The 24,472-nt window shown below is 67.8% G+C and carries 20 protein-coding genes; 13 read left to right on the top strand and 7 right to left on the bottom strand.

Annotation, left to right across the window (positions count from 1 at the left end; translation table 11 throughout):
• Nucleotides 1–14 precede the first annotated feature (14 nt).
• The 3 genes from QRD43_RS06340 to QRD43_RS06350 all read left to right on the top strand — a co-directional run bounded on the left by QRD43_RS06340 (nucleotide 15) and on the right by QRD43_RS06350 (nucleotide 2,685).
• Nucleotides 15–1,553 (top strand): ATP-binding protein, encoded by a 1,539-nt coding sequence (locus tag QRD43_RS06340; protein ID WP_285981652.1) that lies wholly within the window; start codon nucleotides 15–17, stop codon nucleotides 1,551–1,553.
• A complete protein-coding gene (locus tag QRD43_RS06345) occupies nucleotides 1,550–2,266 on the top strand; it encodes a response regulator (protein WP_285981653.1) in 717 nt (238 codons plus the stop codon). The genes QRD43_RS06340 and QRD43_RS06345 overlap by 4 nt, the downstream gene beginning before the upstream one ends.
• Nucleotides 2,267–2,385: 119 nt before the next feature.
• On the top strand, nucleotides 2,386–2,685 hold the full coding sequence (locus QRD43_RS06350) for an ElaB/YgaM/YqjD family protein (protein WP_285981654.1): 300 nt from the start codon (nucleotides 2,386–2,388) through the stop codon (nucleotides 2,683–2,685).
• Nucleotides 2,686–2,749: 64 nt separating this feature from the next.
• Here QRD43_RS06350 and QRD43_RS06355 read toward each other — a convergent pair whose 3' ends face one another.
• On the bottom strand, nucleotides 2,750–4,999 hold the full coding sequence (locus QRD43_RS06355) for a putative bifunctional diguanylate cyclase/phosphodiesterase (RefSeq protein ID WP_285981655.1): 2,250 nt from the start codon (nucleotides 4,997–4,999) through the stop codon (nucleotides 2,750–2,752).
• Nucleotides 5,000–5,390: 391 nt separating this feature from the next.
• On the opposite strand from QRD43_RS06355, the gene QRD43_RS06360 reads away from it, so the two are divergent.
• Both QRD43_RS06360 and QRD43_RS06365 read left to right on the top strand, forming a co-directional pair.
• Nucleotides 5,391–5,801: a phage holin family protein gene (locus QRD43_RS06360; protein ID WP_285981656.1), complete on the top strand. Its 411-nt coding sequence runs from the start codon at nucleotides 5,391–5,393 to the stop codon at nucleotides 5,799–5,801.
• Nucleotides 5,794–6,231 carry a hypothetical protein gene (locus QRD43_RS06365; protein WP_285981657.1) on the top strand — a complete coding sequence of 146 codons (438 nt, stop codon included), beginning with the start codon at nucleotides 5,794–5,796 and terminating at the stop codon, nucleotides 6,229–6,231. The genes QRD43_RS06360 and QRD43_RS06365 overlap by 8 nt, the downstream gene beginning before the upstream one ends.
• 39 nt (nucleotides 6,232–6,270) lie before the next feature.
• Here QRD43_RS06365 and QRD43_RS06370 read toward each other — a convergent pair whose 3' ends face one another.
• Together QRD43_RS06370 and QRD43_RS06375 are read right to left on the bottom strand one after the other, a co-directional pair.
• The gene (locus QRD43_RS06370) at nucleotides 6,271–8,772 is read right to left on the bottom strand and encodes a YgiQ family radical SAM protein (protein ID WP_285981658.1); all 2,502 of its coding nucleotides are present in this window, start codon (nucleotides 8,770–8,772) and stop codon (nucleotides 6,271–6,273) included.
• Between the two features lie 135 nt (nucleotides 8,773–8,907).
• Entirely contained in the window at nucleotides 8,908–9,633 is a 726-nt protein-coding gene (locus tag QRD43_RS06375) for a TetR family transcriptional regulator (RefSeq protein ID WP_285981659.1), read from the bottom strand.
• 243 nt (nucleotides 9,634–9,876) lie between these two features.
• Between QRD43_RS06375 and QRD43_RS06380 the strand changes: the two genes are divergently transcribed.
• The 6 genes from QRD43_RS06380 to QRD43_RS06405 all read left to right on the top strand — a co-directional run bounded on the left by QRD43_RS06380 (nucleotide 9,877) and on the right by QRD43_RS06405 (nucleotide 18,531).
• Entirely contained in the window at nucleotides 9,877–11,148 is a 1,272-nt protein-coding gene (locus QRD43_RS06380; RefSeq protein WP_285981660.1) for an efflux RND transporter periplasmic adaptor subunit, read from the top strand.
• 15 nt (nucleotides 11,149–11,163) lie between these two features.
• Nucleotides 11,164–14,322: an efflux RND transporter permease subunit gene (locus tag QRD43_RS06385; protein ID WP_285981661.1), complete on the top strand. Its 3,159-nt coding sequence runs from the start codon at nucleotides 11,164–11,166 to the stop codon at nucleotides 14,320–14,322.
• 133 nt (nucleotides 14,323–14,455) lie between these two features.
• Entirely contained in the window at nucleotides 14,456–15,853 is a 1,398-nt protein-coding gene (locus QRD43_RS06390; RefSeq protein WP_285981662.1) for an efflux transporter outer membrane subunit, read from the top strand.
• A gap of 241 nt (nucleotides 15,854–16,094) precedes the next feature.
• The gene (locus QRD43_RS06395) at nucleotides 16,095–16,349 is read left to right on the top strand and encodes a microviridin/marinostatin family tricyclic proteinase inhibitor (protein ID WP_285981663.1); all 255 of its coding nucleotides are present in this window, start codon (nucleotides 16,095–16,097) and stop codon (nucleotides 16,347–16,349) included.
• A gap of 103 nt (nucleotides 16,350–16,452) precedes the next feature.
• Nucleotides 16,453–17,451: an MvdC/MvdD family ATP grasp protein gene (locus QRD43_RS06400; RefSeq protein ID WP_285981664.1), complete on the top strand. Its 999-nt coding sequence runs from the start codon at nucleotides 16,453–16,455 to the stop codon at nucleotides 17,449–17,451.
• A 30-nt stretch (nucleotides 17,452–17,481) separates the two neighbouring features.
• Nucleotides 17,482–18,531, top strand: a complete 1,050-nt coding sequence (locus tag QRD43_RS06405; protein WP_285981665.1) for an MvdC/MvdD family ATP grasp protein — start codon at nucleotides 17,482–17,484, stop codon at nucleotides 18,529–18,531.
• Nucleotides 18,532–18,779: 248 nt separating this feature from the next.
• Here the strand turns inward: QRD43_RS06405 and QRD43_RS06410 are convergent, their stop codons facing one another.
• The 4 genes from QRD43_RS06410 to QRD43_RS06425 form a co-directional block, all read right to left on the bottom strand.
• Nucleotides 18,780–19,250 carry a hypothetical protein gene (locus QRD43_RS06410; RefSeq protein ID WP_285981666.1) on the bottom strand — a complete coding sequence of 157 codons (471 nt, stop codon included), beginning with the start codon at nucleotides 19,248–19,250 and terminating at the stop codon, nucleotides 18,780–18,782.
• Nucleotides 19,251–19,874: 624 nt separating this feature from the next.
• Nucleotides 19,875–20,363 (bottom strand): hypothetical protein, encoded by a 489-nt coding sequence (locus QRD43_RS06415; protein WP_285981667.1) that lies wholly within the window; start codon nucleotides 20,361–20,363, stop codon nucleotides 19,875–19,877.
• 299 nt (nucleotides 20,364–20,662) lie between these two features.
• Nucleotides 20,663–21,424: a hypothetical protein gene (locus tag QRD43_RS06420; protein ID WP_285981668.1), complete on the bottom strand. Its 762-nt coding sequence runs from the start codon at nucleotides 21,422–21,424 to the stop codon at nucleotides 20,663–20,665.
• A 632-nt stretch (nucleotides 21,425–22,056) separates the two neighbouring features.
• On the bottom strand, nucleotides 22,057–22,518 hold the full coding sequence (locus QRD43_RS06425) for a hypothetical protein (protein ID WP_285981669.1): 462 nt from the start codon (nucleotides 22,516–22,518) through the stop codon (nucleotides 22,057–22,059).
• A 780-nt stretch (nucleotides 22,519–23,298) separates the two neighbouring features.
• Here QRD43_RS06425 and QRD43_RS22725 point away from each other — a divergent pair.
• Entirely contained in the window at nucleotides 23,299–23,931 is a 633-nt protein-coding gene (locus QRD43_RS22725) for a phage integrase N-terminal SAM-like domain-containing protein (RefSeq protein ID WP_434063833.1), read from the top strand.
• The gene (locus QRD43_RS22730; RefSeq protein WP_434063834.1) at nucleotides 23,928–24,365 is read left to right on the top strand and encodes a tyrosine-type recombinase/integrase; all 438 of its coding nucleotides are present in this window, start codon (nucleotides 23,928–23,930) and stop codon (nucleotides 24,363–24,365) included. Before QRD43_RS22725 ends, QRD43_RS22730 begins: the two co-directional genes overlap by 4 nt.
• Nucleotides 24,366–24,472 lie beyond the last annotated feature (107 nt).

The raw sequence follows: 24,472 nt of genomic DNA on the forward strand, positions 1-24,472 counted from the left end.
CCTAAGATCGCGCCATGCTTGCGCCCCTGCGATTGCGACTGCGACTCGTGCACCAGCTCGCCCTGCTGATGGCGCTGACCGTGCTGCTGGCCGTGGGCGCCATGGCCAGCCTGCAGGTCTGGAACCTGCGCCGTGGTTTCAGCGACTACCTGCGCGTCCAGGACGGCCTGGTGCTGGACCGCCTCATGCGCGTTGCCGAGGCGGACCTGCACCGCCTGCCGGGCCGCTCGCACCGCGAGCTGCGCCAGACCCTGCACCAGTGGCTGGAGAGCACGAACCCGCAGTTCGACGTCGAGCCCCCGGTCGACGAACCGCCCCGGCGCGATCCCGAGACCCCGGGGCCGCCACCCGCCGAGCCGCCGGGCGCGGACCGGCAGTTGCTGCGCCCCCGCCCGCCGCAGGGCCTGCCGGCGCCGCCCCGCCCGCCGCGACCACCCCGGGATCCGGCCCGGCTGGGGCAGCGGCTGGTGCTGCTCGATGCCCAGGGCGCCTGGCTGGCGGGGCGGCCCGAAGCCCTCCAGCAGCCCGGCCAGCGCCGGGCCCTGAAGCGCGACGGCGAGACCCAGGCCTACCTCTTCCTGGCTGACCGCAGCGAGGTCAATGATGCGCTCGATGTGCAGTTCCTGCGGCGCCAGACCCTGGGCATCGCGGCCGTTGCCGGGCTGAGCCTGCTCGTCGCCCTGGCCCTGGCCTACGGGGTGGCGCAGCGCTGGCTGCGGCCGCTGCAGCAGGCCCAGCGGGCGGCGCGGCGCATGGCCCAGGGCGAGCTGGCCGTGCGTGTGCCGCAGGACCGCGAGGACGAGATCGGCGCCCTCATGCGCGACCTCAATGTCATGGCCGCCTCCCTGCAGCAGACCGACACCGAGCGCCGTCGCTGGATCGCCCAGCTCTCGCATGAGCTGCGCACGCCGCTGGCCATCCTGCGAGGCGAGCTGGAGGCCCTGGCCGACGGCGTGCGCCCCTGGAGTGCCAGCGCGCTGGCCTCGCTGCAGGACGAGGTGCAGCGCCTGCACCGCCTCATCGAGGACTTCCACCTGCTCGCCGTGTCGGACATGCGGCGCCTGCCCTGCCAGTTCCAGCCGGTGGACGTGACCGCGCTGCTGCGCCAGGCCGCGCAGCGCGTGGACGAGCGCCTGCGTGCCAAGGGTCTGCAGCTGCTGCTGGACCTGGACGACGCGCTGGGCACGGCGCACTGGGACGGGGACCGGATCGCCCAGCTGCTGGGCAATCTCCTGGAGAACAGCCTGCGCTACACCGACGCGCCGGGGCGCGTGCTGCTGCGCGCGCGCCGCCGCGGTGACGCGGTCCAGATCGTCGTCGAGGACAGCGCGCCGGGCCTGCCGCCCGAGCAGCGGCGGCAGCTCTTCGATCCGCTCTTTCGCGCCGAGGCCTCGCGCAACCGGGCCAGCGGCGGCAGCGGCCTGGGCCTGAGCATCGCCCGTGCGCTGGCGCAGAGCCATGGCGGCAGCCTGCGAGCCGAGGCCTCGCCGCTGGGCGGCTTGGCGCAGTGCCTGAGCCTGCCCGCGACGCCCCAGCTGAAGGATCCCGCATGAACACCTCGATCCCGAGTCCCGCCGCCGCCCGCATCCTCATCGTCGAGGACGAGGCCAAGATTGCCGCACTCCTGGCCGATTACCTGCAGGCCGCCGGCCACACCACCGAGGTCCTTGGTGACGGCGCGCAGGCACTCGAGCGGCTGCGGCAGTCGCCGCCCGACCTGCTGGTGCTGGACCTCATGCTCCCGGGCCTGGACGGGCTCAGCCTGTGCCGCGAGCTGCGGCAGTTCTCGGCCCTGCCGGTGCTGATGATCAGCGCGCGGGTGGACGAGCTCGATCGCCTGCTCGGCCTGGAGCTCGGGGCGGACGACTACCTGTGCAAGCCGTTCAGCCCGCGCGAGGCCGTGGCCCGCGTGAAGGCACTGCTGCGCCGCGCGCAGGGGCGTCTGCCGGGTCTGGCCGTCGGCGGGCCGCCGGCGCTGGAGGGCGGCTACGCGGTGGACGAGGCCGGTCAGCGCCTCTACTGGCAGGGCCAGTTGCTGCCGCTGACGCCGCTGGAGTTCCGCCTGCTGCGACTGCTGCTGCGGCAGCCCGGGCGCGTCTTCAGCCGTGCGCAGCTGCTCGAGCAGCTTCACGAGGACTTCCGCGATGTCAGCGATCGCGTCGTTGACAGCCACATCAAGAACATCCGCCGCAAGCTCGCCCAGCTCACGCCGCCGCAGGAGCCGCTGAGCGCGGTCTACGGCGTCGGCTACCGCCTGGACCTCTGACGGCCGGCACCGGCCTTGCGTCAGGACAAGAAGCCCTGCCGGCGCAGCGGCCTGGGGCTGACGCCCGACCGCCGGCGGGTGTACAAACACGGTCCCACGGGATTCACGAGGAGCTGACGATGAGCGACATGAGTCAAGGTCAGAAGGACCGCCTGATGGCAGATCTGCATGCCGTCGTGGCGGAGGCCGAGTCCCTGCTGCGGGCCACGGCGGAGCAGGGCGGTGCGGGCTCGGCAGAGCTGCGGGCGAAGGCCCAGGCCACGCTGGAGCGTGCCCGGCGCGGTCTGCAGGAGCTGCAGGCGAGCGCCGTCGAGAAGGCCAAGGCCGCCGATGCCTATGTGCACGAGAAGCCCTGGCAGGCGATCGGCGTGGCGGCGGGGATCGGCCTGCTGCTGGGACTGCTGATCGCGAGACGCTGAGCCGGGCCGTCAGGCCCGTCGGCCCCCGGTGCGTGCCGGGGGCGCCGCCGATGCCCGCACGGGCTCAGCGAGGCTCGCTCAGCCAGCGTTCGAGGTCATCCGAGAGCATGGGCTTGGCGAACAGCCAGCCCTGGCCCTCGTGGCAGCCCAGGGCCAGCAGCTGCTGGCGCTGCTCCTCGGTCTCGATGCCCTCGGCGATCACGCGCATGCCGAGGCCGCAGCCCAGGTTGACCACCATCTGCGCGATGGTGCTGCCGGCGCTGGAGTGCTGGGCTTCCCGCACGAAGGCGCGGTCGATCTTGAGGCGCTCCACCTGCAATTGGCGCAGCTGGCTCAGCGAGGAGAAGCCGGTGCCGAAGTCGTCGATGGCCACCGAGGCGCCCGTCTCGCGGATGTCCGCCAGCACGCGCAGCACCGTGGCGATGTCCTCCATGGCCATCGATTCCGTGATCTCCAGCTCCAGGCTGCTGCCCCGGATGCCGGCGTCGGCCAGCGCGGCCTTCAGCGTGTCGATGAAGCTCGGGTGGCGGAACTGCGCCAGCGAGATGTTCACCGCGATGCGGAAGTCCTGGTGACCCTGGTCGATCAGGCGCCGGACCTGGTGGCAGGACGTGCGCAGCACGAAGTCGCCGATGCTGATGATCAGCCCCGACTGCTCGGCCAGCGGGATGAACTGGTCCGGCGGCACGAACTGACCCTCCGCCGTGCGCCAGCGCAGCAGCGCCTCGGCCGCGATGGGACGGCCCGTGGCCAGGTCCACCTGCGGCTGGTAGACGACGAACAGGCGCCGCTCCTCGAAGCTGGCGCGCAGGCCCTTGAGCAGCTTGAAGCGCTCGCGCGCATCGACGCCCATGGCCGAGGAGAAATACTGCGAGGACCCGCGATGCTGGACCTTCGCGCGCTTGAGCGCGATCTGGGCATCGAGCAGCAGCTCGGAGCCGATGGATTCGGAGTCGGTCAGCCGGACCAGGCCCGTCGTGGCCGAGAGCTGCAGGCGCTCGCCCGCGACCATGAAGGGATCCACGAACAGGGCCCCGATGCGGTCGCCGTTGACCAGTGCCTCCGGACCCAGCAGGCCGAAGGCATCGGAGGAGATGCGGGCCATGGAGGTGTTGAAGCCGAGCTGGTCGCTCATGCGCTGCACCACGGCCTGCAGGACCTGGTCGCCGAAGCGATGGCCGAAGGCGTCGTTGATCTCGGCGAAGTCGTCGAGGTCGATCAGCGCCAGCGTCACGCCCTCCGGCGCCTTGAGGTTCTGCTCGAGCACCTCGATGAAGCGGGTGCGGTTGGGCAGGTGCAGCAGCTGGTCGTTGTAGGCGTGGTCCAGCAGCTGGCCATAGAGCACGACGTTCTCGAAACCCACGGCGATGTTGGAGCAGAAGGCGCGCAGCAGCTGCTGGTCCAGCTCCTCCAGCGGCCGGCCGACGTCGACCATGGCCGCCATGGCCCGGCCGTCGCTCAGCCCGAAGTAGAGGCAGGTGACGTCCTCGTAGAGGCTGCGCTTCTCCTGCAGGCAGCGCTCCAGCATCTCGCGGATGCGGGTGACCTTCACGGCGCTCAGCGGCGAGTTGATCAGGCTGCTGTACTGGCCGGCGGCGCCGATGACGCGCGGCGGCTGGCGCTCGTCGCCACTCATGTGGGCGCAGACCAGGCCCTCGGGCAGGATGCCCAGCAGGGCGCACAGCTGCGTGACGACGCCCTCGGCGAAGCGGTTGATGCCGTGCATGCGGCTCAGCTCGGTGCTGGCCTCGACGATCAGCTCCAGCCCCTTGCGGTTGGACTCGAGTGCGCGGATCTGGCGGTAGGAGCGGATGGCGGCCGTCAGCACGGTGTACAGCCGCGTGCGGGTCAGTTCGGACTTGGTCTTGTAGTCGTTGATGTCGTAGGACTGGACGGTCTCGATTTCGGGCGCGTAGCCCGGCTGGCCCGTGCGCAGCACGATGCGCACGGCGCGCAGCTTGAGCTCGTCGCGGATGAAGCGCACCAGCTGCAGGCCGGCATCCTCGGACTCCATCACCACGTCCAGCAGCACGACGGCGAGATCGGGCTCGCGCGAGAGCATGTCGCGGGCGGCGGCGGCGGAGTCGGCATGCAGGAAGCTCAGCGGCACGCCCTCGACGCGCAGGCCCTGCATGGCGAGCTCGGTGGCCTTGTGGACGTCGGCGTCGTCGTCGACGATCAGGATGCGCCAGGGCGGGAGGTCACTGGCACCCTCGTGCTCGTCGTGGTGTTCGGGGCCGTCCAGAAACTCAAGCAGGTCATCGTCGTCCTCGGGGACGCCGGATGCAGGTGCCAGGCTGTGGTTCTCAGGCATGAAGCGGATCCTGTACGACGGAGACGATGTCGCTGAGCTGCCCGCCCCGAGTCCCGGCATGGGCGGAGCAGCCTGGTTGGGCAGCATGCAACGACGGCTGGCCTGAGCTTACACGCGAAGGCCCCGCTTCCGGCGCCCGTGGCGCGTGGAGTTGTGCCGCATTCGGCAAGGTGTCGACAGACCGCATAGGCCGGACTATGTCGCAAAGCCCGGGGGCTGCAAAGCGGATTGAGCCCCGGGATCGTCCCAGGGACGGGGGTGCTTCAGGGTTTGTCCGGGCCGCCCTGGCGTCGGGCTGCGTCCTGCACGCCACAGCCTCGCCGGCGCTTCCTGTGTGCGGCGCACAATGCAGGACCTGCCCACCCGCGGCCGCCGCCGGCCCGAATCGACCATGACCGTGGACGCCGATCCCTCGACCCCACCCCCGCAGCCGGGCCTGGAGGCGCAGCTGCGCCGCAGCCTCGACCGCGTCCTGGAGAGCCTGCAGCTGCGCCTCGCGCTGCTCGGCACCGAGTGGGAGGCCGAGAAGCTTCGCCTCTTCTCCGGCCTGGCCGGCTTGCTGCTGTGCCTGGTGCTCGGAGCCGTCGGCCTTGGCCTGCTGAGCCTGGCCCTGGTCTGGCTGATGCCGGCGCCCTGGCAGTGGCTGGTGGCGCTGGCCCTGGCGCTGGCCTATGGGGCCGGCGCCTTCCTGGCCTGGCGCTGGGCCCTGGCGAAGCTGGCCGCCCCGAGCGGTCTCTTCGAGCAGAGCCTGGCGGAGCTGCAGCGGGACCGCGCGCTGCTGCGCGGAGGGCCGGATGTTTGAGTCGCGCCAGCTGGCCCTGAAGCAGCGCCAGCTCGAGCTGCGCCTGCGGCAGGCGGAACTGCGGGCGGAACTGGCCGCCGATGCCGCGCGCCTGCAGCCCGTGCTGGCGGTCGGCGACCTCGGCCTCGGCGCCTGGCGGCGCTGGCGGGCCTGGAACGAGGCACCGGCGGGGCGCTGGACCTCCCTGGGGCTCGGCGTGTTGGCCGGGCTGGCGGGACGCTCGGTCGGCCGTCGCTGGCGCCGCTGGCTGCCGATGCTCAAGCTGGCCCGCAGTGCCTACGGCCTGTGGCAGAGCTGGCCGCGCGAGGCGGCACCGTCGGCTGGATCATCGGCTGGATCGTCGGCTGCGGCACGCGCGGGATCGACCGCGGACCAGGCCCCCGACCCCTCGGCAGCAGCGCCGAGCGAGGGGTCCCCCGTACAGCCTTGAGCCGGCGGCGCGCGGCCGCGGCGCGACGTCCGGGCAAGCTCAGCGAGGCTTCTTGCTGCCCGGGCGCGCACTTCCCGTTGCCGGCGGGCGGCCGCCCGCCTTGGCCGGCGGCCGTGCGGCCGGCCGGGCGCCAGCGGGCCCCTGGGGCGCGGCGGCCTTGACCCCGGCGGTGCGGCTGACACCCGGCTTGGCGCTGCCCGTCACGCGGGGCGGCAGGCCGGTGTGCTGGGTCAGGAGCTGGCCCTTGCGCGGAGCCGAGCCTGCCGCACCGGCACGCCCGCTGGCACTGCCGTGGGCTGCGGCCTTGGCCAGCGGCTTGGCCACCGAGGTCTTGACGCCCGTGGGCGTCGAGTTCTTGCGGCGCGCGCTCTGGTAGCTGCCGTCCGTCGCGGGCTGGTAGGTCGGGATCAGGTGATGCTTGCCGTTGCCGATCAGATCGGCGCGGCCCATCGCCTGGAGCGCCTCACGCAGCAGGGGCCAGTTGTTGGGGTCGTGGTAGCGCAGGAAGGCCTTGTGCAGGCGGCGGCGGCGCTCGCCGCGCACGATGTCCACGGCCTCGCTGTCTCGCGTGACCTTCTTCAGCGGGTTCTTGCTGGAGTGGTACATCGCCGTCGCCGTGGCCATGGGGCTCGGGTAGAAGGTCTGGACCTGGTCGGCGCGGAAGCCGTTGCGCTTGAGCCAGACGGCCAGGTTCATCATGTCCTCGTCCGCCGTGCCCGGGTGGGCGGCGATGAAGTAGGGAATGAGGAACTGCTTCTTGCCCGCGGCTTCGCTGGCGGCCTCGAACAGCTGCTTGAAGCGGTCGTAGGTGCCGATGCCCGGCTTCATCATCTTGGACAGCGGGCCGGACTCGGTGTGCTCCGGCGCAATCTTCAGGTAGCCGCCAACGTGGTGCGTCACCAGCTCCTGGATGTACTCCGGGCTCTGGATGGCGAGGTCGTAGCGCAGGCCCGAGCCGATGAGGATCTTCTTGACGCCCGGCAGCGCGCGGGCGCGGCGGTACATCTTGATCAGGGGGCCGTGGTCCGTGTTCAGGTTCTGGCAGATGCCCGGATAGACGCAGCTGGGCTTGCGGCAGGCCGCCTCGATCTCGGGGGACTTGCAGCCGATGCGGTACATATTGGCCGTGGGGCCGCCGAGGTCGGAGACGATGCCGGTGAAGCCCTTGACCTTGTCGCGCATCTCCTCGATCTCGCGGATCACGGAGTCCTCCGAGCGGCTCTGGATGATGCGGCCCTCGTGCTCGGTGATGGAGCAGAACGTGCAGCCGCCGAAGCAGCCGCGCATGATGTTCACGCTGAAGCGGATCATCTCCCAGGCCGGGATCTTGGTGCCGTGGTCGTGGCTGCCGTTCTCGTCGGCGTAGCGCGGGTGCGGGCTGCGGGCGTAGGGCAGGTCGAAGACCAGGTCCATCTCGGGCGTCGAGAGGGGCAGGGGCGGCGGGTTCAGCCAGACATCGCGCTCACCGTGGCGCTGCACGAGCGCGCGGGCGTTGCCGGGGTTGGTCTCGAGGTGCAGCACGCGGTTGGCGTGGGCGTAGAGCACCGGGTCGCTCTTGACCTGCTCGAAGGCAGGCAGGCGGATCACGGTGCGATCGCGCGGGGTGGTGACGGCGCGGCCGTCCTCTCGCGAGACGGTGCGGCGCACGATCTGGATCGGCTGCACGGCGGGCACGGCCGCGTCCGGCTTCGCGCCGGCATCGCCTTCCGCCTTGGCGCAGCTGGCGCCCTTGGCCTCGGCCGTTTCCTCGGTCGTGGCGTAGGGGTTGAGGATCTCGTCGATGCGGCCCGGGGCGTCCACGTGGGTGGAGTCCAGCTCGAACCAGCCGGCGAGCGCCGGATCGTCCGGGTGGCGCATGAAGGCGGTGCCGCGCACGTCGGTGATCGACTCGATGGGCTGGCGGCGCGCCAGGCGGTGGGCGATCTCGACGATGGCGCGCTCGGCGTTGCCGTAGACCAGCAGGTCGGCCTTGGAGTCGACCAGCACCGAGCGGCGGACCTTGTCCTGCCAGTAGTCGTAATGGGCGATGCGGCGCAGCGAGGCCTCGATGCCGCCGATCACCACGGGCACGTCCTTGTAGGCCTCGCGGCAGCGCTGCGTGTAGACCAGGCTGGCGCGGTCGGGTCGCTTGCCGGCCTCACCGCCGGGGGTGTAGGCGTCGTCACTGCGGATCTTCCGGTCCGCGGTGTAGTGGTTGATCATGGAATCCATGTTCCCGGCGGCCACGCCGAAGAACAGGTTGGGCTTGCCCAGGGCCTTGAAGGGCTCGGCCGAGTTCCATTCCGGCTGGGCGATGATGCCCACCCGGAAGCCCTGCGCCTCGAGCGTCCGCCCGATCACCGCCATGCCGAAGCTGGGGTGGTCCACGTAGGCGTCGCCGGTGACGATGATGATGTCGCAGGAATCCCAGCCGAGCTGCTCCATCTCCTGCCGGCTCATGGGCAGGAAGGGGGCCGGGCCGAAGCGCTTGGCCCAGAAGGGCTTGTAGCCGCTCAAGGTCTTGGCGGGCTTCGGCGGGGTGACGGTGGCGTGGGAGGACATCGGGGCTTCGATTGCGGGCAACCCACTATTGTCGTGGGTCAATCCCGGGTGCGGTGCATGGCCCCATGCCATGCGGGAGATTGAGGGCGTGAATCTGGCGCGGGCGCCCGCCTTTTGAACGGCGGGCCGGGCGTCTCAGTCCTTGGGCGTGGCGATGTTCAGCCCGCTGTCCGTGGGGCGGCAGATGGCCTGGGTGCCCAGCCGGGCGCGTTCCTCGGGGCTGACGGGCGGCAGCAGCGGGGCGCCGTCCTGGATCAGGCTGTTCATGAACACCTCGATGGCGGCCTCGCCCATGGCCATGAGGTCGAAGGCGCTGGGGTCCATGATCCACTGGTGGATCAGCCCGTCCACCAGGGCGACGAGGGCAATGGCGGCGGCGGCGGTGTCCATCGTGGCGGGCAGCTGGCCGGCCTTCTGGGCGGCCTGGAAGCAGGCCTCGTTCTGGCTGCGCCAGGCGCGGTGGTTGGCGAGCTTGCGGGCGTGCAGGGCCTGCATCTCGCCGCTGAACTCGACCTTTTTCATCGCGATCTCGAAGACGCGTCGGGTGCGCTCGCTGTGGCTGCAGGTGTGGAAGACGTTCAGCAGGCCCCAGCGCAGGTCCGACAGCGTGGGCGGGACGTCCGCGCCCTCGCGGGGGAGCAGACCCTCCTCGAGCGGCATGGTGGCCCGGTCCATCATGGCCGTGAAGAGCTCGACCTTGTCCTCGAAGTGCCAGTAGACCGCCCCGCGGGTGACGCCGGCGGCCGTGGCGATGTCCTGCAGCGAGGTGCGGGAGACGCCGCGCTCATGGAAGAGCTGCTCCGCCGCATCGAGCAGGCGATGGCGGGTTTCGAGGGCTTCTTGCTTGGTTTTGCGGACCATGGTGGGCGCATTGTAGATCAGGCTTTGCAAACATACATACACGAATGTATGTATACTGTGCCGCACTGTTGTCGAAAAAGCCCCGCCTTTTTCGTCGTGGCCATGAGGCTTGATCTGCAGCAAGATGCTGCGGCATGCCGCCTGCCGCGATGGCGCCTGCTGCGCCGTCAGCACTCCTGACAGTTTTGTGTTTGCTGCCTCCGACACTGGGGGCTGTGATTGCCCCAGAAAGGACTGCCCGTGATGTCCCATCACAAGACGGCCGCCGTGACGGCCTCCCATTTGTCGATCTCCCCCGGGGCGCGTGCCCTGTATCTGCTGCCTCTCGCGGTGGCGCTCGCCGCGGCCCTGGTGGGCTGTGGCGGCGGCCAGGCCGGTGCCCAGGGTGGGCCTGGCGGCATGCCGCCTCCCCAGGTCGGCGTCATCAAGGCCGAGCCCCAGGCGGTGACGCTGCAGGTGGAGCTGCCCGGCCGTGTCGAGGCCCTGCGCACCGCCCAGGTCCGGGCTCGCGTCAACGGCGTGGTGCTCAAGCGCCTGTTCACTGAAGGCGCTCTGGTGAAGGAAGGCCAGCCGCTGTTCCAGATCGATCCCGCGCCCTACCAGGCGGCCCTGGACAGCGCGACGGCGCAACTCGCCAAGGCCCAGGCCAACGTCAGCCAGGCGTCGGCCCAGGCCGAGCGCAACAAGCCGCTGGTCGAGGCCAAGGCCATCAGCCAGCAGGAATACCTCAGCTCGGTCGCTGCCGCCAAGGCCGCCGAGGCCGATGTCGCCGCCGCCAAGGCCGCGGTGCAGACCGCCCGCCTGAACCTGGACTACGCCAGCGTGCGCGCCCCCATCTCGGGTCGCATCGGCCGCGCCCTCGTGACGGAAGGTGCGCTGGTGAGCGCCGCCGAGGCCACGCAGCTGGCCCTGATCCAGCAGACCGACAAGGTCTACGTCAACTTCACCCAGAGTGCCAATGAAGTGCAGGGCCTGCGCCGCGCGCTCGCCTCGGGCCAGCTGCGCGCCGCCGGCAAGGACGGCGCCGCCGCCCAGGTCCGTGCCGTGCTGGATGACGGCACCGAGGCCGCCAAGCCCGGCAAGCTGCTGTTCACCGACCTGAGCGTCGACCCGACCTCCGGCCAGGTGCTGCTGCGCGCCGAGTTGCCCAACGAGCAGGGCCAGCTCCTGCCCGGCCAGTACGTGCGCGTGCGTCTCGCCCAGGGTGAGATGCCGGCCGGCATGCTGGTGCCCCAGCAGGGTGTCAAGCGCGGCACGCAGGGGGACACCGTCATGGTCGTGGGCGAGGGCAACAAGCCCGAGAACCGCCCCGTCAAGCTCGGCGGCGCCCAGGGCAGCAGCTGGGTGGTGCTCGATGGCCTGAAGCCGGGCGAGCAGGTCATCGTCGACGGCTTCCAGAAGATGTTCGTGCCGGGCGCGCCCGTGTCGCCGGTGCCCTGGGCGCCGGGCGGTGCCGCCTCGGCCCCTGCTGCAGCGGCAGCGCCGGCCTCGTCGGCATCCGCGGCGGCCCACTGATCCCAAGGAGAAGGCATGTCACGCTTCTTCATCGACCGGCCGATCTTTGCCTGGGTGATCGCACTGTTCATCCTGGTGTTCGGTGCGGTGTCCATCACCAAGCTGCCGGTGGCGCAGTACCCCACGGTGGCGCCGCCCTCCCTGGTGGTCAGCGCCGCCTATCCCGGCGCCTCCGCCCAGACCCTGGACGAAAGCGTCATCTCCGTGCTGGAGCAGGAGCTCAACGGCTCGCCCAACCTGGCCTACATCGAGTCCGTCTCGCAGGCCAACGGCACCGGCGCCATCACGGTGACCTTCGAGCCCGGCACCAACATCGACCTCGCGCAGGTCGAGGTGCAGAACCGGCTCTCGCGCGCCACCCCGCGCCTGCCCACCTCGGTGGTGCAGCAGGGCGTGCGCGTGGACAAGGCCCGCAACAACTTCCTGCTCTTCGTCACGCTGTCCAGCAAGAACGGCAGCATGGACCCGATCGCACTGGGTGACTACGCCTCGCGCTCGATCATCCCCGAGCTGCAGCGCCTGCCCGGCATCGGCCAGGCCCAGCTGTTCGGCACCGAGCGGGCCATGCGCATCTGGCTGGATCCGGCCAAGCTGCAGTCCTTCAACGTCAGCCCCGCCGAGGTCAATGCCGCCATCCGCGCGCAGAACGCCCTGGTGCCGGCCGGCTCGATCGGCGAGCTGCCCAACCTGAGCACGCAGACCATGTCCGCCACCGTGGTGGTCAAGGGGCAGCTGGAGTCGGTCGAGCAGTTCAAGTCCATCGTGCTGCGCGCCAGCGCCGACGGCTCGACCGTGCGGCTGAAGGACGTCGCCCGCGTGGAACTGGGCGGGCAGGGCTACGGTTCCTACTCGCGCCTGAACGGCAAGCCGAGCACCGGCATCGGCATCCAGCTCTCGCCCAGCGGCAACGCACTCGCCTCCGCGCAGGCCGTCAAGGACCGCATGGTCGAGCTGCAGCGCTTCTTCCCCGAAGGCGTGGTCTACGAGATCCCCTACGACTCCTCGAAGTTCGTGAAGATCTCCATCGAGCAGGTCGTCGAGACGCTGATCGAGGCCATCGTGCTGGTGTTCCTGGTGATGTTCCTGTTCCTGCAGAACTGGCGCTACACCCTCATCCCGACCATCGTCGTGCCGATCGCCCTGCTGGGCACCTTCGCGATCATGTTGTGGATGGGCTTCTCGATCAACGTGCTGACGCTGTTCGGCATGGTGCTCGCCATCGGCATCCTGGTCGATGACGCCATCGTGGTGGTCGAGAACGTCGAGCGCATCATGAACGAGGAAGGGCGCTCGCCGCTGGAGGCCACCAAGAAGGCGATGGGGCAGATTTCCGGCGCCATCATCGGCATCACCGTGGTGCTGGTCTCGGTCTTCGTGCCCATGGCCTTCTTCTCCGGCTCCGTGGGCAACATCTACCGCCAGTTCTCGCTGGCGATGGTGGCGTCCATGCTGTTGTCGGCCTTCATGGCGCTGAGCCTGACGCCCGCGCTGTGCGCGACGCTGCTGCGTCCGGTCAAGCAGGGCGAGGCGCATGCCAAGAGCGGCTTCTTCGGCTGGTTCAACCGCGGCTTCTCGGCCACGGCCAAGGGCTACGAGAGCTGGGTGAGCAAGCTGCTCAAGCGCAGCGGCCGCATGCTGATCGCCTACGTGGCCGTCATCGCCGCCGTGGGCTGGGTCTACCTGCGCATGCCGACCTCCTTCCTGCCCAATGAAGACCAGGGCTACCTGATCGTCAACGTGCAGCTGCCTCCGGGCGCCACGGCCAACCGCACCGAGGCTGCCGTCAAGCAGGTCGAGGACTTCATGCTCAAGCAGCCCGAGGTGCAGAACACCGTGGGCGTGATCGGCTTCTCCTTCTCGGGCCAGGGCCAGAATGCCGCGCTGGTGTTCGTGCCGCTGAAGCCGTGGGAGGAGCGCAAGGGCCCGCAGCACAGCGCGCAGGCCGTCGCCGGCCGGGCCTTCGGTGCCTTCATGGCCGTGCGTGACGCCTTCATCTTCCCGCTCTCGCCCCCGCCGATCCCCGAGCTCGGCACGGCCACCGGCTTCGCCCTGCGTCTGCAGGACCGCGGCGGCCTGGGGCACGAGGCCCTGCTGAACGCCCGCAACCAGCTGATGGGCATGGCCAGCAAGAGCAAGATCATCACGGGTATGCGCCCGGACGGTCTGGAAGATGCGCCGCAGCTGCAGCTCGACATCGACCGCGACAAGGCCAACGCCCTGGGCGTGAGCTTCGACAACCTGGGCACCGTCATCGGCACCCAGCTGGGCTCGGCCTATGTGAACGACTTCCCCAGCAGCGGCCGTCTGCAGCGTGTCGTGGTGCAGGCCGAGGCCGGCGCCCGCATGCAGCCCGATGACCTCCTGCGCCTGAACGTCGTCAACAACAAGGGTCAGAGCGTGCCGCTGTCCAGCTTCGCGACCACCCGGTGGATCACGGGCCAGATGCAGGCCGTGCGCTACAACGGCTACCCCGCGATGCGCCTGGCCGGCGACGCCGCCCCCGGCGCCTCGACCGGCGCGGCCATGGCCGAGCTGGAGAAGATGGTGGCGCAGCTGCCGCCGGGCATCGGCTACGAGTGGACGGGCATGTCCCGCGAGGAGAAGCTCTCCGGCTCGCAGGCGACCGTGCTGCTGGTGTTCTCGCTGCTGGCCGTCTTCCTGTGCCTGGCCGCGCTGTACGAGAGCTGGTCGATCCCCTTCGCCGTGCTGCTGGTGGTGCCCCTGGGCCTGCTGGGTGCGCTGCTGGGGGCCACGATGCGCGGCATGCCCAACGACGTCTTCTTCAAGGTGGGCCTGATCACCATCATCGGCCTCTCGGCGAAGAACGCCATCCTGATCATCGAGTTCGCGAAGGACCTGCAGGCAGAAGGCCGGGGGCTGGTCGAGGCCATCCTCGAGGCCTGCCACCTGCGCTTCCGCCCGATCATCATGACCTCCATGGCCTTCATCCTGGGCGTGCTGCCCCTGGTGTTCGCCAGCGGCGCCGGTTCCGCCAGCCAGCGGGCCATCGGCACGGGTGTGATGTCCGGGATGATCTCGGCCACGGTGCTCGCGGTGCTCTTCGTGCCGGTGTTCTTCCTGGTCGTGCGCAAGCTGGTCAAGCCGAGCGAGCGCCAGAAGGCCTTTGATGCGCAACATGCCCATGGCATCGGCCATGCCGCCGAAGGGCATTGATGTCCCACCCCTACCGGCTTCGCCGGCCCCCCCAAGGGGGCACCTCCGCAGGACCGGCAAAGCCGGATCCTCGGAGGTCACTCGGTCGGCGAGATGCCCTGCGAGGAGTTGCGCGAGCAACGGAGCAAGCGATATGAATCAGACTCAATTTTCTCGAGTGCGCCTCGGCCTCAGCGTCGTGGCCCTGGCCGCGCTGACGGCCTGCGTGAACCTCGCGCCCCAGCATGAACGCCCGGCACTGCCGGTGGCGGAACAGCTGGGCGCGGCGGGCGCGCAAGACCTGACCCTGCCCGCCTGGCGGGACTTCTATGCCGACGCCCGCCTGCAATCGCTGGTGGACATCGCGCTGCGCAACAACCGCGACCTGCGCGTGGCGCTGCGCAGCGTGGACCAGGCCGCGGCGCTGGCCCGCGTGAGCGATGCCAACCGCTGGCCCACCGTGGCCGCCGGCTTCACCAGCAGCCGCGTGCCCAACGCGAAGGACGACACCATCACCGCCAACTACCAGGCGGGCCTGCAGGTGACGGCCTACGAGCTGGACCTGTGGGGCAAGCTGCGCAACCAGAGCGACGCCGCCCAGGCGCGCTACCTCGCGAGCGAGGACGGCGCCCGCGCTGCCCAGCTGAGCCTGATCGCCGGTGTGGCCTCGGCCCACTATGCGCTGCAGGTGGACGACGCGCTGCTGGACTACGCCCGCAAGACACTCGCCAGCCGCGAGGACAGCCACCGCCTGACGCGCCTGCGCTTCGACCAGGGGGCGGCCTCGAGCCTGGAACTGCAGGGCGCCCTCTCGGCGCTGGAGGCGGCCCGCGCGGCCGTCGCGCAGGCCCAGCGTCAGCGCAGCCAGGACGAGAACGCCCTGGTGCTGCTGCTGGGTCAGCCGCTGCCGCAGGAGCTGCCGGCCGGCTCGCCGCTGGCCAGCCAGGCCCTGGCGCCGCTGGCCGCCGGCCTGAAGTCGAGCGTGCTGCTGGATCGTCCGGATGTGCGCCAGGCCGAGGCCCAGCTGGTGGCGGCGGAAGCCAATGTTGGCGCCGCTCGCGCCGCCTTCTTCCCCAGCATCACGCTGAGCACCAACATCGGCAGCGCCAGCTCCGAGCTGTCGGGCCTGTTCAAGAACACGGCCTGGAGCTTCGCCAGCCAGGCGCTGATGCCCATCTTTGATGCCGGTCGCAACAGCGCCAACCTCAAGGCCACGCAGGCCGCCCGCGAGATCGCCGTGGCGCAATACGAGAAGGCCATCCAGCAGGCCTTCCGCGAAGTGGCCGATGCGCTGAGCGCCCGCGGCACGCTGACCGAGCAGCTGCGCGCCCAGGAGGCCCAGGCCGCGGCGGAGGCCGAGCGTCTGCGCCTCGTCGAGCTGCGTTTCGCCAACGGCGCCTCGAGCAGCCTTGAGCTGCTGGATGCGCAGCGCGCCAGCTTCGCGGCACAGCAGGCCGCGCTGCAGGTGCGCCTGGCGGCCCTGCAGTCGGGCGTCCAGCTCTACAAGACGCTGGGCGGTGGTGCCGCGGCGGAGCTGCGCGCACAGCGCTGACGGCGGACCCTGCCTCTCGGCGCGAGCCGGGTGTGTCAGGATGATGAAGAGGGCGGGCCTGGCGGCCTGCCCTTTTTTTTGTTGCAGTGACTGGGCGATCCTCGCCGCATATCGGGGTTGGCACTGAGGAATAACGGTTATCAAGGGCGGCATGCCCTTCTATGATGCGCAGCGGCTGTCACGCCGGGATCGGGAGGTCCTGTGGCAGCTGCTGAATCAGCAACCGATGGAGGAATGAACCATGTCCGACAAACTGCCTTTCTTTGCCCGTTTCCTGGAAGCCCAGGAGCTGGAAGCCGTCAGCGGTGGCGCTTCTGCCACGTCCAAGACCCTGGACGAGCCGCAGCACACCCTGAAGTACCCCTCCGATGGGGATGATCACCTGCCCGAGACCCAGTCGGCTGCTGCGACCACCACCAGCCCGATCAAGGACGACGTCGTCGTGACCCTGAAGTACCCCTCTGACGGCGACGACCACCTCGGCAACGAGGTCTGACCCCCGGAAGCGCCGCGCCTTCGGGAGCGGCGCCCGCGTTCGAAGCCCGCCTCGCTGGCCCTCGGGTGAGCGGGGCGGTTTCGCTGGCCTGCCTGGAATCGATGTGCCGCCTCTTGTTCTCCTGCTGACCCACGCGGCCGACCACACGACCGTGGACTGGGTCGCCGATGCCCTGCGGCAGCGGGGCGCTCAGCCCCTGCGCGTGGACACCGACCGTTTTCCGCTGGACTGGCAGCTGGGCCTGCGTCAGTCGCGTGACGAAGAAGCCGGATTCCTGCGCCTGCAGGGTCAGACGTATGCCCTGGAGGCGGTGCAGGCCGTGTGGCTGCGCCAGCTGCAGCCGCCGGCCCTGGGCGATGCTGTGGAGGCGCGCTTCCAGGCGTCCTGCCTCCAGGAGTGCCGCCACGTCCTGCGTGCGCTGTGGGACCGGCTGGAGTGCGCTCGCTGGGTCAACGGCCTGGCGGACGTCGAGCGCGCCGGTGCCAAGCTGCGCCAGCTGCGCCTGGCACGCGAGGCCGGCCTGCGTGTGCCCCAGACGCTGTGCAGCAACGACCCCGACGAAGTGCGCGCCTTCCACGCCCGCCAGACATCGGGCGTGGTGATGAAGATGCAGACCGTGCTGGCGCCTGGCATGGGCGGTGGGGCGGGCAATCTCTACACCACGGTCATCGAGGCGGCCGATCTCCGCGACGACCGCGGCTTGACGCTGTGCCCGCCGCTGTTCCAGGAGCGCATCCCCAAGGCCGAGGAGCTGCGGGTGATCGCCGTCGACGACCGCCTGTTCTGCGGCGCGATCCGTCCGCAGGCCGGCACCGGCCGTGTGGACGACTGGCGGCCCCAGACCGGCCTGGCCTGGACGCCTGCCCAACTGCCTGATGCGGTGGCCGCGCGGCTGCTGGCCCTGATGCGCCGGCTGGGGCTGCGGTACGGCGCTGCCGACTTCATTCACACCCCGGATGACGACTGGGTCTTCCTGGAGGTCAATGCCTGCGGGGAATGGGGCATGCTGCAGCGCGACCTGGGCCTGCCCATTGCCGACGCGCTGGCCGAGGCCCTGCTGACCGACGCCCCTCCGAGTTCCACGGACGCGCCCAGGGCCTGATCCCTGCGTCCTTGCCTGATGCCTGATGCCATGAATGTCCTGATCGTCACCCATTCCCGCGACCACCACTGCACGCCCCTGATCACGCGGGCCCTGAAGGCCCGAGGCGCCACGGCCTGGTGCTTCGACACCGATCTCTTTCCCTCATCCGTGCAGCTGAGCCTGCACGCTGACAGCCGGCAGCAGACCTTGCTGCTGACAGCGCCCCAGGGGCAGCTGGACATGGCCGAGCTGCAGGCCTGCTACTACCGCCGGCTGCGCATCGGCGGCGGCATTCCGGACACCGTGCCCGGTGCCTACCGCGAAGCGGCGCAGAAGGAGAGCCGCGCCCAGGTGCTGGGGCTGCTGCACAGCCTGGACTGCTTCCAGCTCGATGGCTACGAGAAGGTGCGCCGGGCCGACCACAAGCAGCTGCAGCTCAAGACCGCCGCCCACCTGGGTCTGGAGATTCCCGACAGCCTCTCCACCAATGATCCGGCCGCCGTGCGCGAGTTCTTCGCGTCGCACCCGCAGGGCATCGTGGGCAAGATGCTCAGCTCCTTCGCCATCTACGAGCAGGGGCAGGAGAAGGTGATGTTCACCAACCGCATCCGCCCGGAAGACCTGGATCACCTGGACGCCCTGCGGCACGGCCCCATGACCTTCCAGGCCCTGGTGCCCAAGGCCCTGGAGTTGCGGGTGACCATCGTGGGCGAGCAGATCTTTGCCGCGGCCATCGACTCCCAGGCCCACGAGCGTGCCCGCACCGACTGGCGGCGCGACGGTCGGCGCATGCTCCAGGACTGGCAACACCACACGCTGCCCGCCGACATCCAGTCCCGTTTGCTGGCACTGATGGATGCCTTCGGCCTCAACTACGGCGCGATCGACCTCATCCTGACGCCCGATGGCCGTCACGTGTTCCTGGAGCTCAATCCGGCCGGCGAGTTCATGTGGCTGGAGCAGCACCCGGGCCTGCCCATCGCCGATGCCCTGGCGGATGTGCTGATCGGCCATGCCCCGCGCCGGGGCGCTCCGGGCCTGCTGGCCCCGGACTTCTTCGCCCGCGGCAAGCCGGCCCGGGAAGCGCAGGCGGCCTGAGCGTCAGGCGGCCGGCCCGTTGGCGGTGCTCCGCGGAGGCGGCTTGCGAAGCGCCAAGTGAGGTGGCCAGGGCGCTGCCCCTTCGCGGGAGCGAGGTCCGGTGCGAAAGCGAAAAAAGCCCACGGCTGCAGGCTCGTGGGCTTCGCCCGGCGCGACGGTCGCCGGTCCGGCCATGCCGGCCGGGGGGGGGGGCTGTGTGCGGGCGCTGCCCTTGCAGGTCCGTTTGAGCGAGTGGTGAGGTCGCGCGCTCAAGGACGACTAAGCATCCGGGCCAAGAAGCCCTTGCTGCAGTACGCAGCAAGCCTCTGCGCACTGAGAAATAGCCGCTCTGCCGCTCGAGGATGCTCGCTATCAATACCGGCCCACACAGAGCGCGGCGCGACGAATATCGAGTAGCTGTCACCATCCATCGGTCTGAACTGTCGAAGTTCATACTCAGGCGCAATGGCGTTGCCGATGCAAAAGAGAAGTTGCTCTTGTGCTGCCTTGGAAGACAGCTCAGCCAGGATTGGCGGTTTGCCTTGCACGACCAACTCGCAAGAGCGTTCCGTCAAACGCCCGATCACTAGGTGGCCATCAGGCAGGAACGACGCAACGGCATCGACGATCTCTGGTGCCCCGTCGCGCCAATCGATCACGGCGCAATGCTCCGAACCTCCGAATTGGGCTTTGGCTTCTGGGTCTCCATCGAGAACTCTTTGAAGAAGCGTCTGATCCATCTTCGATGCCTAACGTTGAAGAGGAGCCGCCAGCGGCGACTTGCCGACGCGAGTTGGCTCGAGCGACTGCTTAGTCCTACATTGCACCATGCACCTCAACGTAGACATTGGCTGGCTTCGAACGCAGACACACGACCAGGGCAGATCGATGAGTTGGTGCGGCGGGGCCAGGCGCGGAGTTCCGGATCAGCAAATCGCTGCCATGAGGAATGACCTCCCAAAGACCGCGCTCTCCATATTCGTATAGGGCGCGAACCAAGAATGTCCGCTCACCACGAGGGCACGAAAACTGGGCCGGCGCGAAAGCGACGACTTCGTACTCTTGCTTCAGTTCGCTGATCGAGACCGCAGCCAAGCGCTCCTGCGCGCTTTGCAGCTTCGATGCCGGAATCTCAGCAATCCGAGATGCGGAAAGTCGCAGAGCGTCCCCACGCGGGCGGAGTTCATTCGGAATTTCGCGCATCCATGCATCTCGCTGAGCCGCAAAGCTAGCGCAGGCAATTGCCATTAGTGCGATAAACCACAGTGGCTTCATGTAGCCCTGACGTCGAAGCTGAGCCGCGAGCGGCGGCCTGCCGACGCGAGTCGGCTCGAGCGACTGGTGAGATCCCTGCGGCGCCACGACTAGCTGGCAGACCATGTTTGGGTTCTCTCGACTTGCAGATCTGGTGCCCGGTTCAATAGATGGACGGTTGGCGAGGAGCTGGCCAGCACGTGGATGATCCTGTCCTCGCAGCACAGCACAAACTCTAGAGTTGGCGAATCTTCTAGCGCGGCGACTGTCGTTCGCGCCTCGGCAAAGGCCCGGAAGGACGACGACACCGCCTCAAAGAGAACCCGCCCCTCCTGCTTCTCTAGCTCAGGATCCGGTTGATCTAGTGATTCGTCGTAAATGAAGAATGCCCGGCATGCAGGGAACACCACAAGCACGCATCGGCTGCTCGGTTCTACCGTGACCGGGAAGTACGGCCCCAAGCGATCTTCACCGACTTCGACGTACTGGCGCTCAGCGCCTTTGATGCCTTCGACCAGGTTGACCTCAAGCGAACCATTCAAGGCATGGTTCGCCGAATCAAAGAACCACGCGCTGGCGGCGTCAAGAATTGGATTCATGGTGTCTAACGTTGGAATTCAGCCGACCATCCAGCGAAGCTGGAGCAGGTCGGCTGCGATGACGGGTTGGGCAGCGTGCTCTCACTCATACTTCATCGCATACCAGCACCACAGCCTTGCAATTGGGACACGCCAAAAAGCAAAGTGCACCCTGCCCGGCGCAGCACTGGCATCGGATTCCACGAACTGCCCAAGAAGGTCGATCAAGCTGCATCTAGTGCTGCCCAACGTTGTACATGAGGGGCGACCGAGGGCGCTAGCCCTGGGACATCCCATCTCGATGGAAGGGGTGGCCGTCTTCACGTGAACTGCCCGAGAGTCTTGGTTCGGTCTGGATGCGTGACGCAGCCGAAGAGGTAAAACGTTCCCCTGTGGAAGGCCTTCCGGCTAATGAGCGTGCCAGGCAGTTGCAGGACGAGATGCATTCTTTTCTGGCACTCATCGCAAATCTGGTGCTCAGGATCCTGGACCCATGCCGGACTCGTACCGATGCGAGCTTGATCGATGGGTTCGAACTCGAAGCTCTCCCTGCCGACGCACAAGAGGTAGGACAGCAGTTCGGTCGGGTACTTCGGGCATACGGTGCTCAAAGCCACCGACAACGCTGCACTGTCGGCAACGTACCGTTCTGGTGAGAACGTGTTTCTCTCCTTGGTCGAGCTCTTCGTTGCATGGCGAGGGACTTGCACCGGGCGATACACATGACCCAAGAGGGAGGGCTCGAAGGCTGTGGCCTCAACGAACTGGAGTTCGACTGTGTTGGATACCGTGGCCTCGACGACTCTCCCGGCCCAGGGAAACTGAGGCAGTTCCTTTGGAATTGGTACAAGGCATCTCGTTTCGGTGGTCGCCTTGTTTGTACGAGCCAAGACATAGCCGTTGGCGGCGGTAGTTCCGGTTTGCTCGACAAGCGAATAGATGCGCTCGAGTTGCTCTGGTGTAAGCGTTGCAGCACAACGCGCAACGCACAGCCGTTTGCGATTGAAGCGCACAAGAACCACCGCCAAAGCCAATGCGGCAGTCGAAGCGGCGACTATGCCAAGCACTGCAAGTGGTGACATGGGACGGCTAACGTTCGATATCAGCCGCGGGACCGCGTAGCGATTCCGTCGGCTGCATAGATTGGTTAGGCATGGCGGTCTCAACCATAACGCCTATTGAGTTCAGAAAGGGACCCCATGACCAATCGCTCCAACACACCTTGATCAAGGTCTTCGAGGCGCCTGAAATACAAGCATGCCTTGCCCATCTTATGTTTGCCGAGTCTCTCTAGGAGTGCCGACTGCTCTGAGCCACCGGCCAGGAGGTAGAGGACGATGTCTTTCCCGCGGATTGCGAAACCAGAGGCACAGGACTCGCCGGATTTCCCACCTGCGAGGGGGTACCGATACACTCCGAAACCAACAATGCTAGCGCCCCACATTTTGGGTTCTTGCCCCGTGATTCGCTCGAACATGGATATCAACGATTTGCAGTCCGCCAGTTGATCCACCGATGCGCGGGAAGCAAGGTACTCCTCGACGCTGGCCCCTGTAGGTTTGGTTTTGGGTTCTGCCACGGGATCGCCCTCAGAGGTGAGAGTGGCCTCGCCTAACGTTGAAGCAAAGCGGCCCGCGACGGCAGGACGCCGAAGGGCCAGAATGAAATGAGGCCCGAAGGCGGCATGCCGTTGCGGGTCCGGTTGAGTGACGGGTTAGCCGGCATTGCGGCCTCCAATGATCCCCCCAAGAACTACAGACGATGCGATGACTGCAATATACATAGCCATTCGGCGGCGTCGACGCTTGCGCGCTTCGGCCAGCTGACGCCCCCTTTGCATGCGATACGAATTGGTTCGATCTCGCCAGTCGTCCACTGACTGAAAGCGCGTCAGCTTTTCACTGTACACACCTGCATTGAGCAGCCCAGCCAATTCGAACATAACCTCGACAAGCTCTTGGGTTGGATCTTGCGCGTGGATGAGTCCATGTGGATCGAGTGACAGGTGCTGTCGGCGATTGGACTTGAGCTTTGCAACTGAGATGCGTACGCCCGATCGGTTGAACTCATCAGATAAGTCAAGTTTTGGACATTGGCGTGCGGCATCCATCCAATCGGACGTGCTGATCGGGTTCGACTTGAATCCGTCTCGCGCGACGTAGATGTGAAAACTCATGCTGGCTAACGTTGTAGCTAACCGGCCCGCTACGGCAGGACGCCGAAGGGCCAGAATGAAATGAGGCCCGAAGGCGGCATGCCGTTGCGGGTCCGGTTGAGCGAGGGGTTAGGCCTCGCTCGGCGCAAAGCCCTTGGCTCTGGCTTAGTACAACTTGACTTCAAGAACCGACACCGTGACTCGATGTGGAAGACCAGCACCTTCGAGGGCTTGCGCAAGGCGTACAAGATCCTGAGTTCTTGTCCCGTTTGCAAACGACCCTGGCTCTATACGTTCCCAGTAGAACTGCTTTGGGATGATGAGGTGTGCGATCTCCTGGAAGGGGAAAGGCTGGCCCCAAACGCCTGAATCTCCAATGCAGTTTTTGAGGACGTCTCCCGCGTTTGGAAGACCGCTCGTCCAGTACCCAGCGTCGCGAGACAACCTTTCGAAGGTTGTCCAGGCGCACCAACTTTCGCTGAACTCTGCAACTGGATCGCCCTTCCCAAGGACGCGATTGCATATGAAGAAGAACTGGCGCCACTGCTCATCAGACATAGGTTGCGAGGCCTAACTACTGGTTTATCCAGCACGGTGTGCCGCAGAACTCAGCGGCTTGCCGCTTAACCAACCGCGCCTGTGCGCTTGCAAGTCCTTGATCGGCATCCACAATCGGTGGATGGACTGTTGTTCCATACAGCATTAAACTCTTGCACAAATCGGCTGCTCCCAGGCCGCTGACTGTGCCAGTTGCTTCCGGGGCATGCAACGGTGGGCTTTCACTTCAGCGGGGAGGCATGCATGCCGAGTCCAACGCGCGAAATGCCGTCTCGCGGAACTCTGCGGCCCAGCTCGGCACACCGTCTGCCGCCGCTGACGGCTCCTCGGCTGCTGGACCCGTTGCGCGAGCGGATCCGCTATCTGCACTACAGCCGCAGCACCGAGGACATCTATGTCTACTGGTGCCGCTCTTTCATTCGATTCCACGGGCTGCGCCATCCTCGCGACATGGGCGGTCCAGAGGTAGAGGCCTTCTTGGCTTGGCTAGCTGACGAGCGCCAGGTGGCCAGTGCCACGCACAAGCAGGCGCTATCGGCCCGTCTCTTCCTCTACACAAAGGTCCTGGACGTGGATTCGCCATGGGTGGCCCGTATCGAGCGCCCGCGGGGGCGCCGCCGACTGCCCCTTGTGTTGAGCCGCCAGGAGCTTGCGGCGGTACTGAAGCTGCTAACTGGCGAACTCGGCCTTCTGGCCCGCCTGCTCTACGGCACTGGCATGCGGATCAACGAAGCTCTGCAACTGCGCGTCAAGGATGGCGACTTCGCACACCAGGCGCTCATCGTGCGGGCAGGCAAGGGCAGCAAGGACCGAGTGCTGATGTTGCCGCAATCGCTTGTCGCCCGCTACGCGATCCACTCGCCGCTGGACGAATGATCTGGACGGCCGATGCGGCAGCCGGTAAGGCGGGCGTCGAGCTACCTCACCCGTTGGAGCGCAAGCACCCGCGCGCCGGGGCGTCATGGGCCTGGTTCTGGCTGTTCCCGCAGGCCGTGCACTCGACGGACCCGGGTAGCGGCGTGGTGCGCCGCCATCACCTTTTCGACCAGACTTTCCAGCTCGCCTTCAAGCGAGCCGTGCAGGCAGCTGGTATCGCCAAGCCGGCAACGCCACACACGCTTCGGCACTGCTTCGCCACGCATCTGCTTCAGCGCGGCCGTGACATCCGAACGGTGCAGGAACTGCTGGGCCACGCCGATGTGGCCACCGCCATGATCTACACCCCTGTGTTCAAGGTCGGCGGCGGCGCTGTGCGAAGCCCATTGGACTCGCTGCCCACAGGTGAAGCGCCGCAAAGCAGTCGGTGGTGAGTGGCCGCCACCAGCCTAGGCGAGACGGTCGTCTCCCGACCAGTGCGAGCCCATACAAGCAAGCCCAGTGGTCAGCAGGAAGGGGCATGGATGGTCAACGAGACCGG

It is taken from the genome of Roseateles subflavus, assembly GCF_030285365.1.
GTDB lineage: Bacteria > Pseudomonadota > Gammaproteobacteria > Burkholderiales > Burkholderiaceae_C > Roseateles_B > Roseateles_B subflavus.

What these genes read in the sequence shown, in the direction of transcription:
- QRD43_RS06340 (WP_285981652.1), top strand. Translation starts at nt 15, where the DNA reads ATGCTTGCGCCCCTGCGATTGCGACTGCGACTCGTGCACCAGCTCGCC.
- QRD43_RS06405 (WP_285981665.1), top strand. Translation starts at nt 17,482, where the DNA reads ATGAATGTCCTGATCGTCACCCATTCCCGCGACCACCACTGCACGCCC.
- QRD43_RS22730 (WP_434063834.1), top strand. Translation starts at nt 23,928, where the DNA reads ATGATCTGGACGGCCGATGCGGCAGCCGGTAAGGCGGGCGTCGAGCTA.
- QRD43_RS06345 (WP_285981653.1), top strand. Translation starts at nt 1,550, where the DNA reads ATGAACACCTCGATCCCGAGTCCCGCCGCCGCCCGCATCCTCATCGTC.
- QRD43_RS06360 (WP_285981656.1), top strand. Translation starts at nt 5,391, where the DNA reads ATGACCGTGGACGCCGATCCCTCGACCCCACCCCCGCAGCCGGGCCTG.
- QRD43_RS06385 (WP_285981661.1), top strand. Translation starts at nt 11,164, where the DNA reads ATGTCACGCTTCTTCATCGACCGGCCGATCTTTGCCTGGGTGATCGCA.
- QRD43_RS22725 (WP_434063833.1), top strand. Translation starts at nt 23,299, where the DNA reads ATGCCGAGTCCAACGCGCGAAATGCCGTCTCGCGGAACTCTGCGGCCC.
- QRD43_RS06365 (WP_285981657.1), top strand. Translation starts at nt 5,794, where the DNA reads ATGTTTGAGTCGCGCCAGCTGGCCCTGAAGCAGCGCCAGCTCGAGCTG.
- QRD43_RS06350 (WP_285981654.1), top strand. Translation starts at nt 2,386, where the DNA reads ATGAGCGACATGAGTCAAGGTCAGAAGGACCGCCTGATGGCAGATCTG.
- QRD43_RS06420 (WP_285981668.1), bottom strand. Translation starts at nt 21,424, where the DNA reads ATGTCACCACTTGCAGTGCTTGGCATAGTCGCCGCTTCGACTGCCGCA.
- QRD43_RS06395 (WP_285981663.1), top strand. Translation starts at nt 16,095, where the DNA reads ATGTCCGACAAACTGCCTTTCTTTGCCCGTTTCCTGGAAGCCCAGGAG.
- QRD43_RS06410 (WP_285981666.1), bottom strand. Translation starts at nt 19,250, where the DNA reads ATGGATCAGACGCTTCTTCAAAGAGTTCTCGATGGAGACCCAGAAGCC.
- QRD43_RS06370 (WP_285981658.1), bottom strand. Translation starts at nt 8,772, where the DNA reads ATGTCCTCCCACGCCACCGTCACCCCGCCGAAGCCCGCCAAGACCTTG.
- QRD43_RS06415 (WP_285981667.1), bottom strand. Translation starts at nt 20,363, where the DNA reads ATGAATCCAATTCTTGACGCCGCCAGCGCGTGGTTCTTTGATTCGGCG.
- QRD43_RS06390 (WP_285981662.1), top strand. Translation starts at nt 14,456, where the DNA reads ATGAATCAGACTCAATTTTCTCGAGTGCGCCTCGGCCTCAGCGTCGTG.
- QRD43_RS06375 (WP_285981659.1), bottom strand. Translation starts at nt 9,633, where the DNA reads ATGGTCCGCAAAACCAAGCAAGAAGCCCTCGAAACCCGCCATCGCCTG.
- QRD43_RS06380 (WP_285981660.1), top strand. Translation starts at nt 9,877, where the DNA reads ATGTCCCATCACAAGACGGCCGCCGTGACGGCCTCCCATTTGTCGATC.
- QRD43_RS06425 (WP_285981669.1), bottom strand. Translation starts at nt 22,518, where the DNA reads ATGAGTTTTCACATCTACGTCGCGCGAGACGGATTCAAGTCGAACCCG.
- QRD43_RS06355 (WP_285981655.1), bottom strand. Translation starts at nt 4,999, where the DNA reads ATGCCTGAGAACCACAGCCTGGCACCTGCATCCGGCGTCCCCGAGGAC.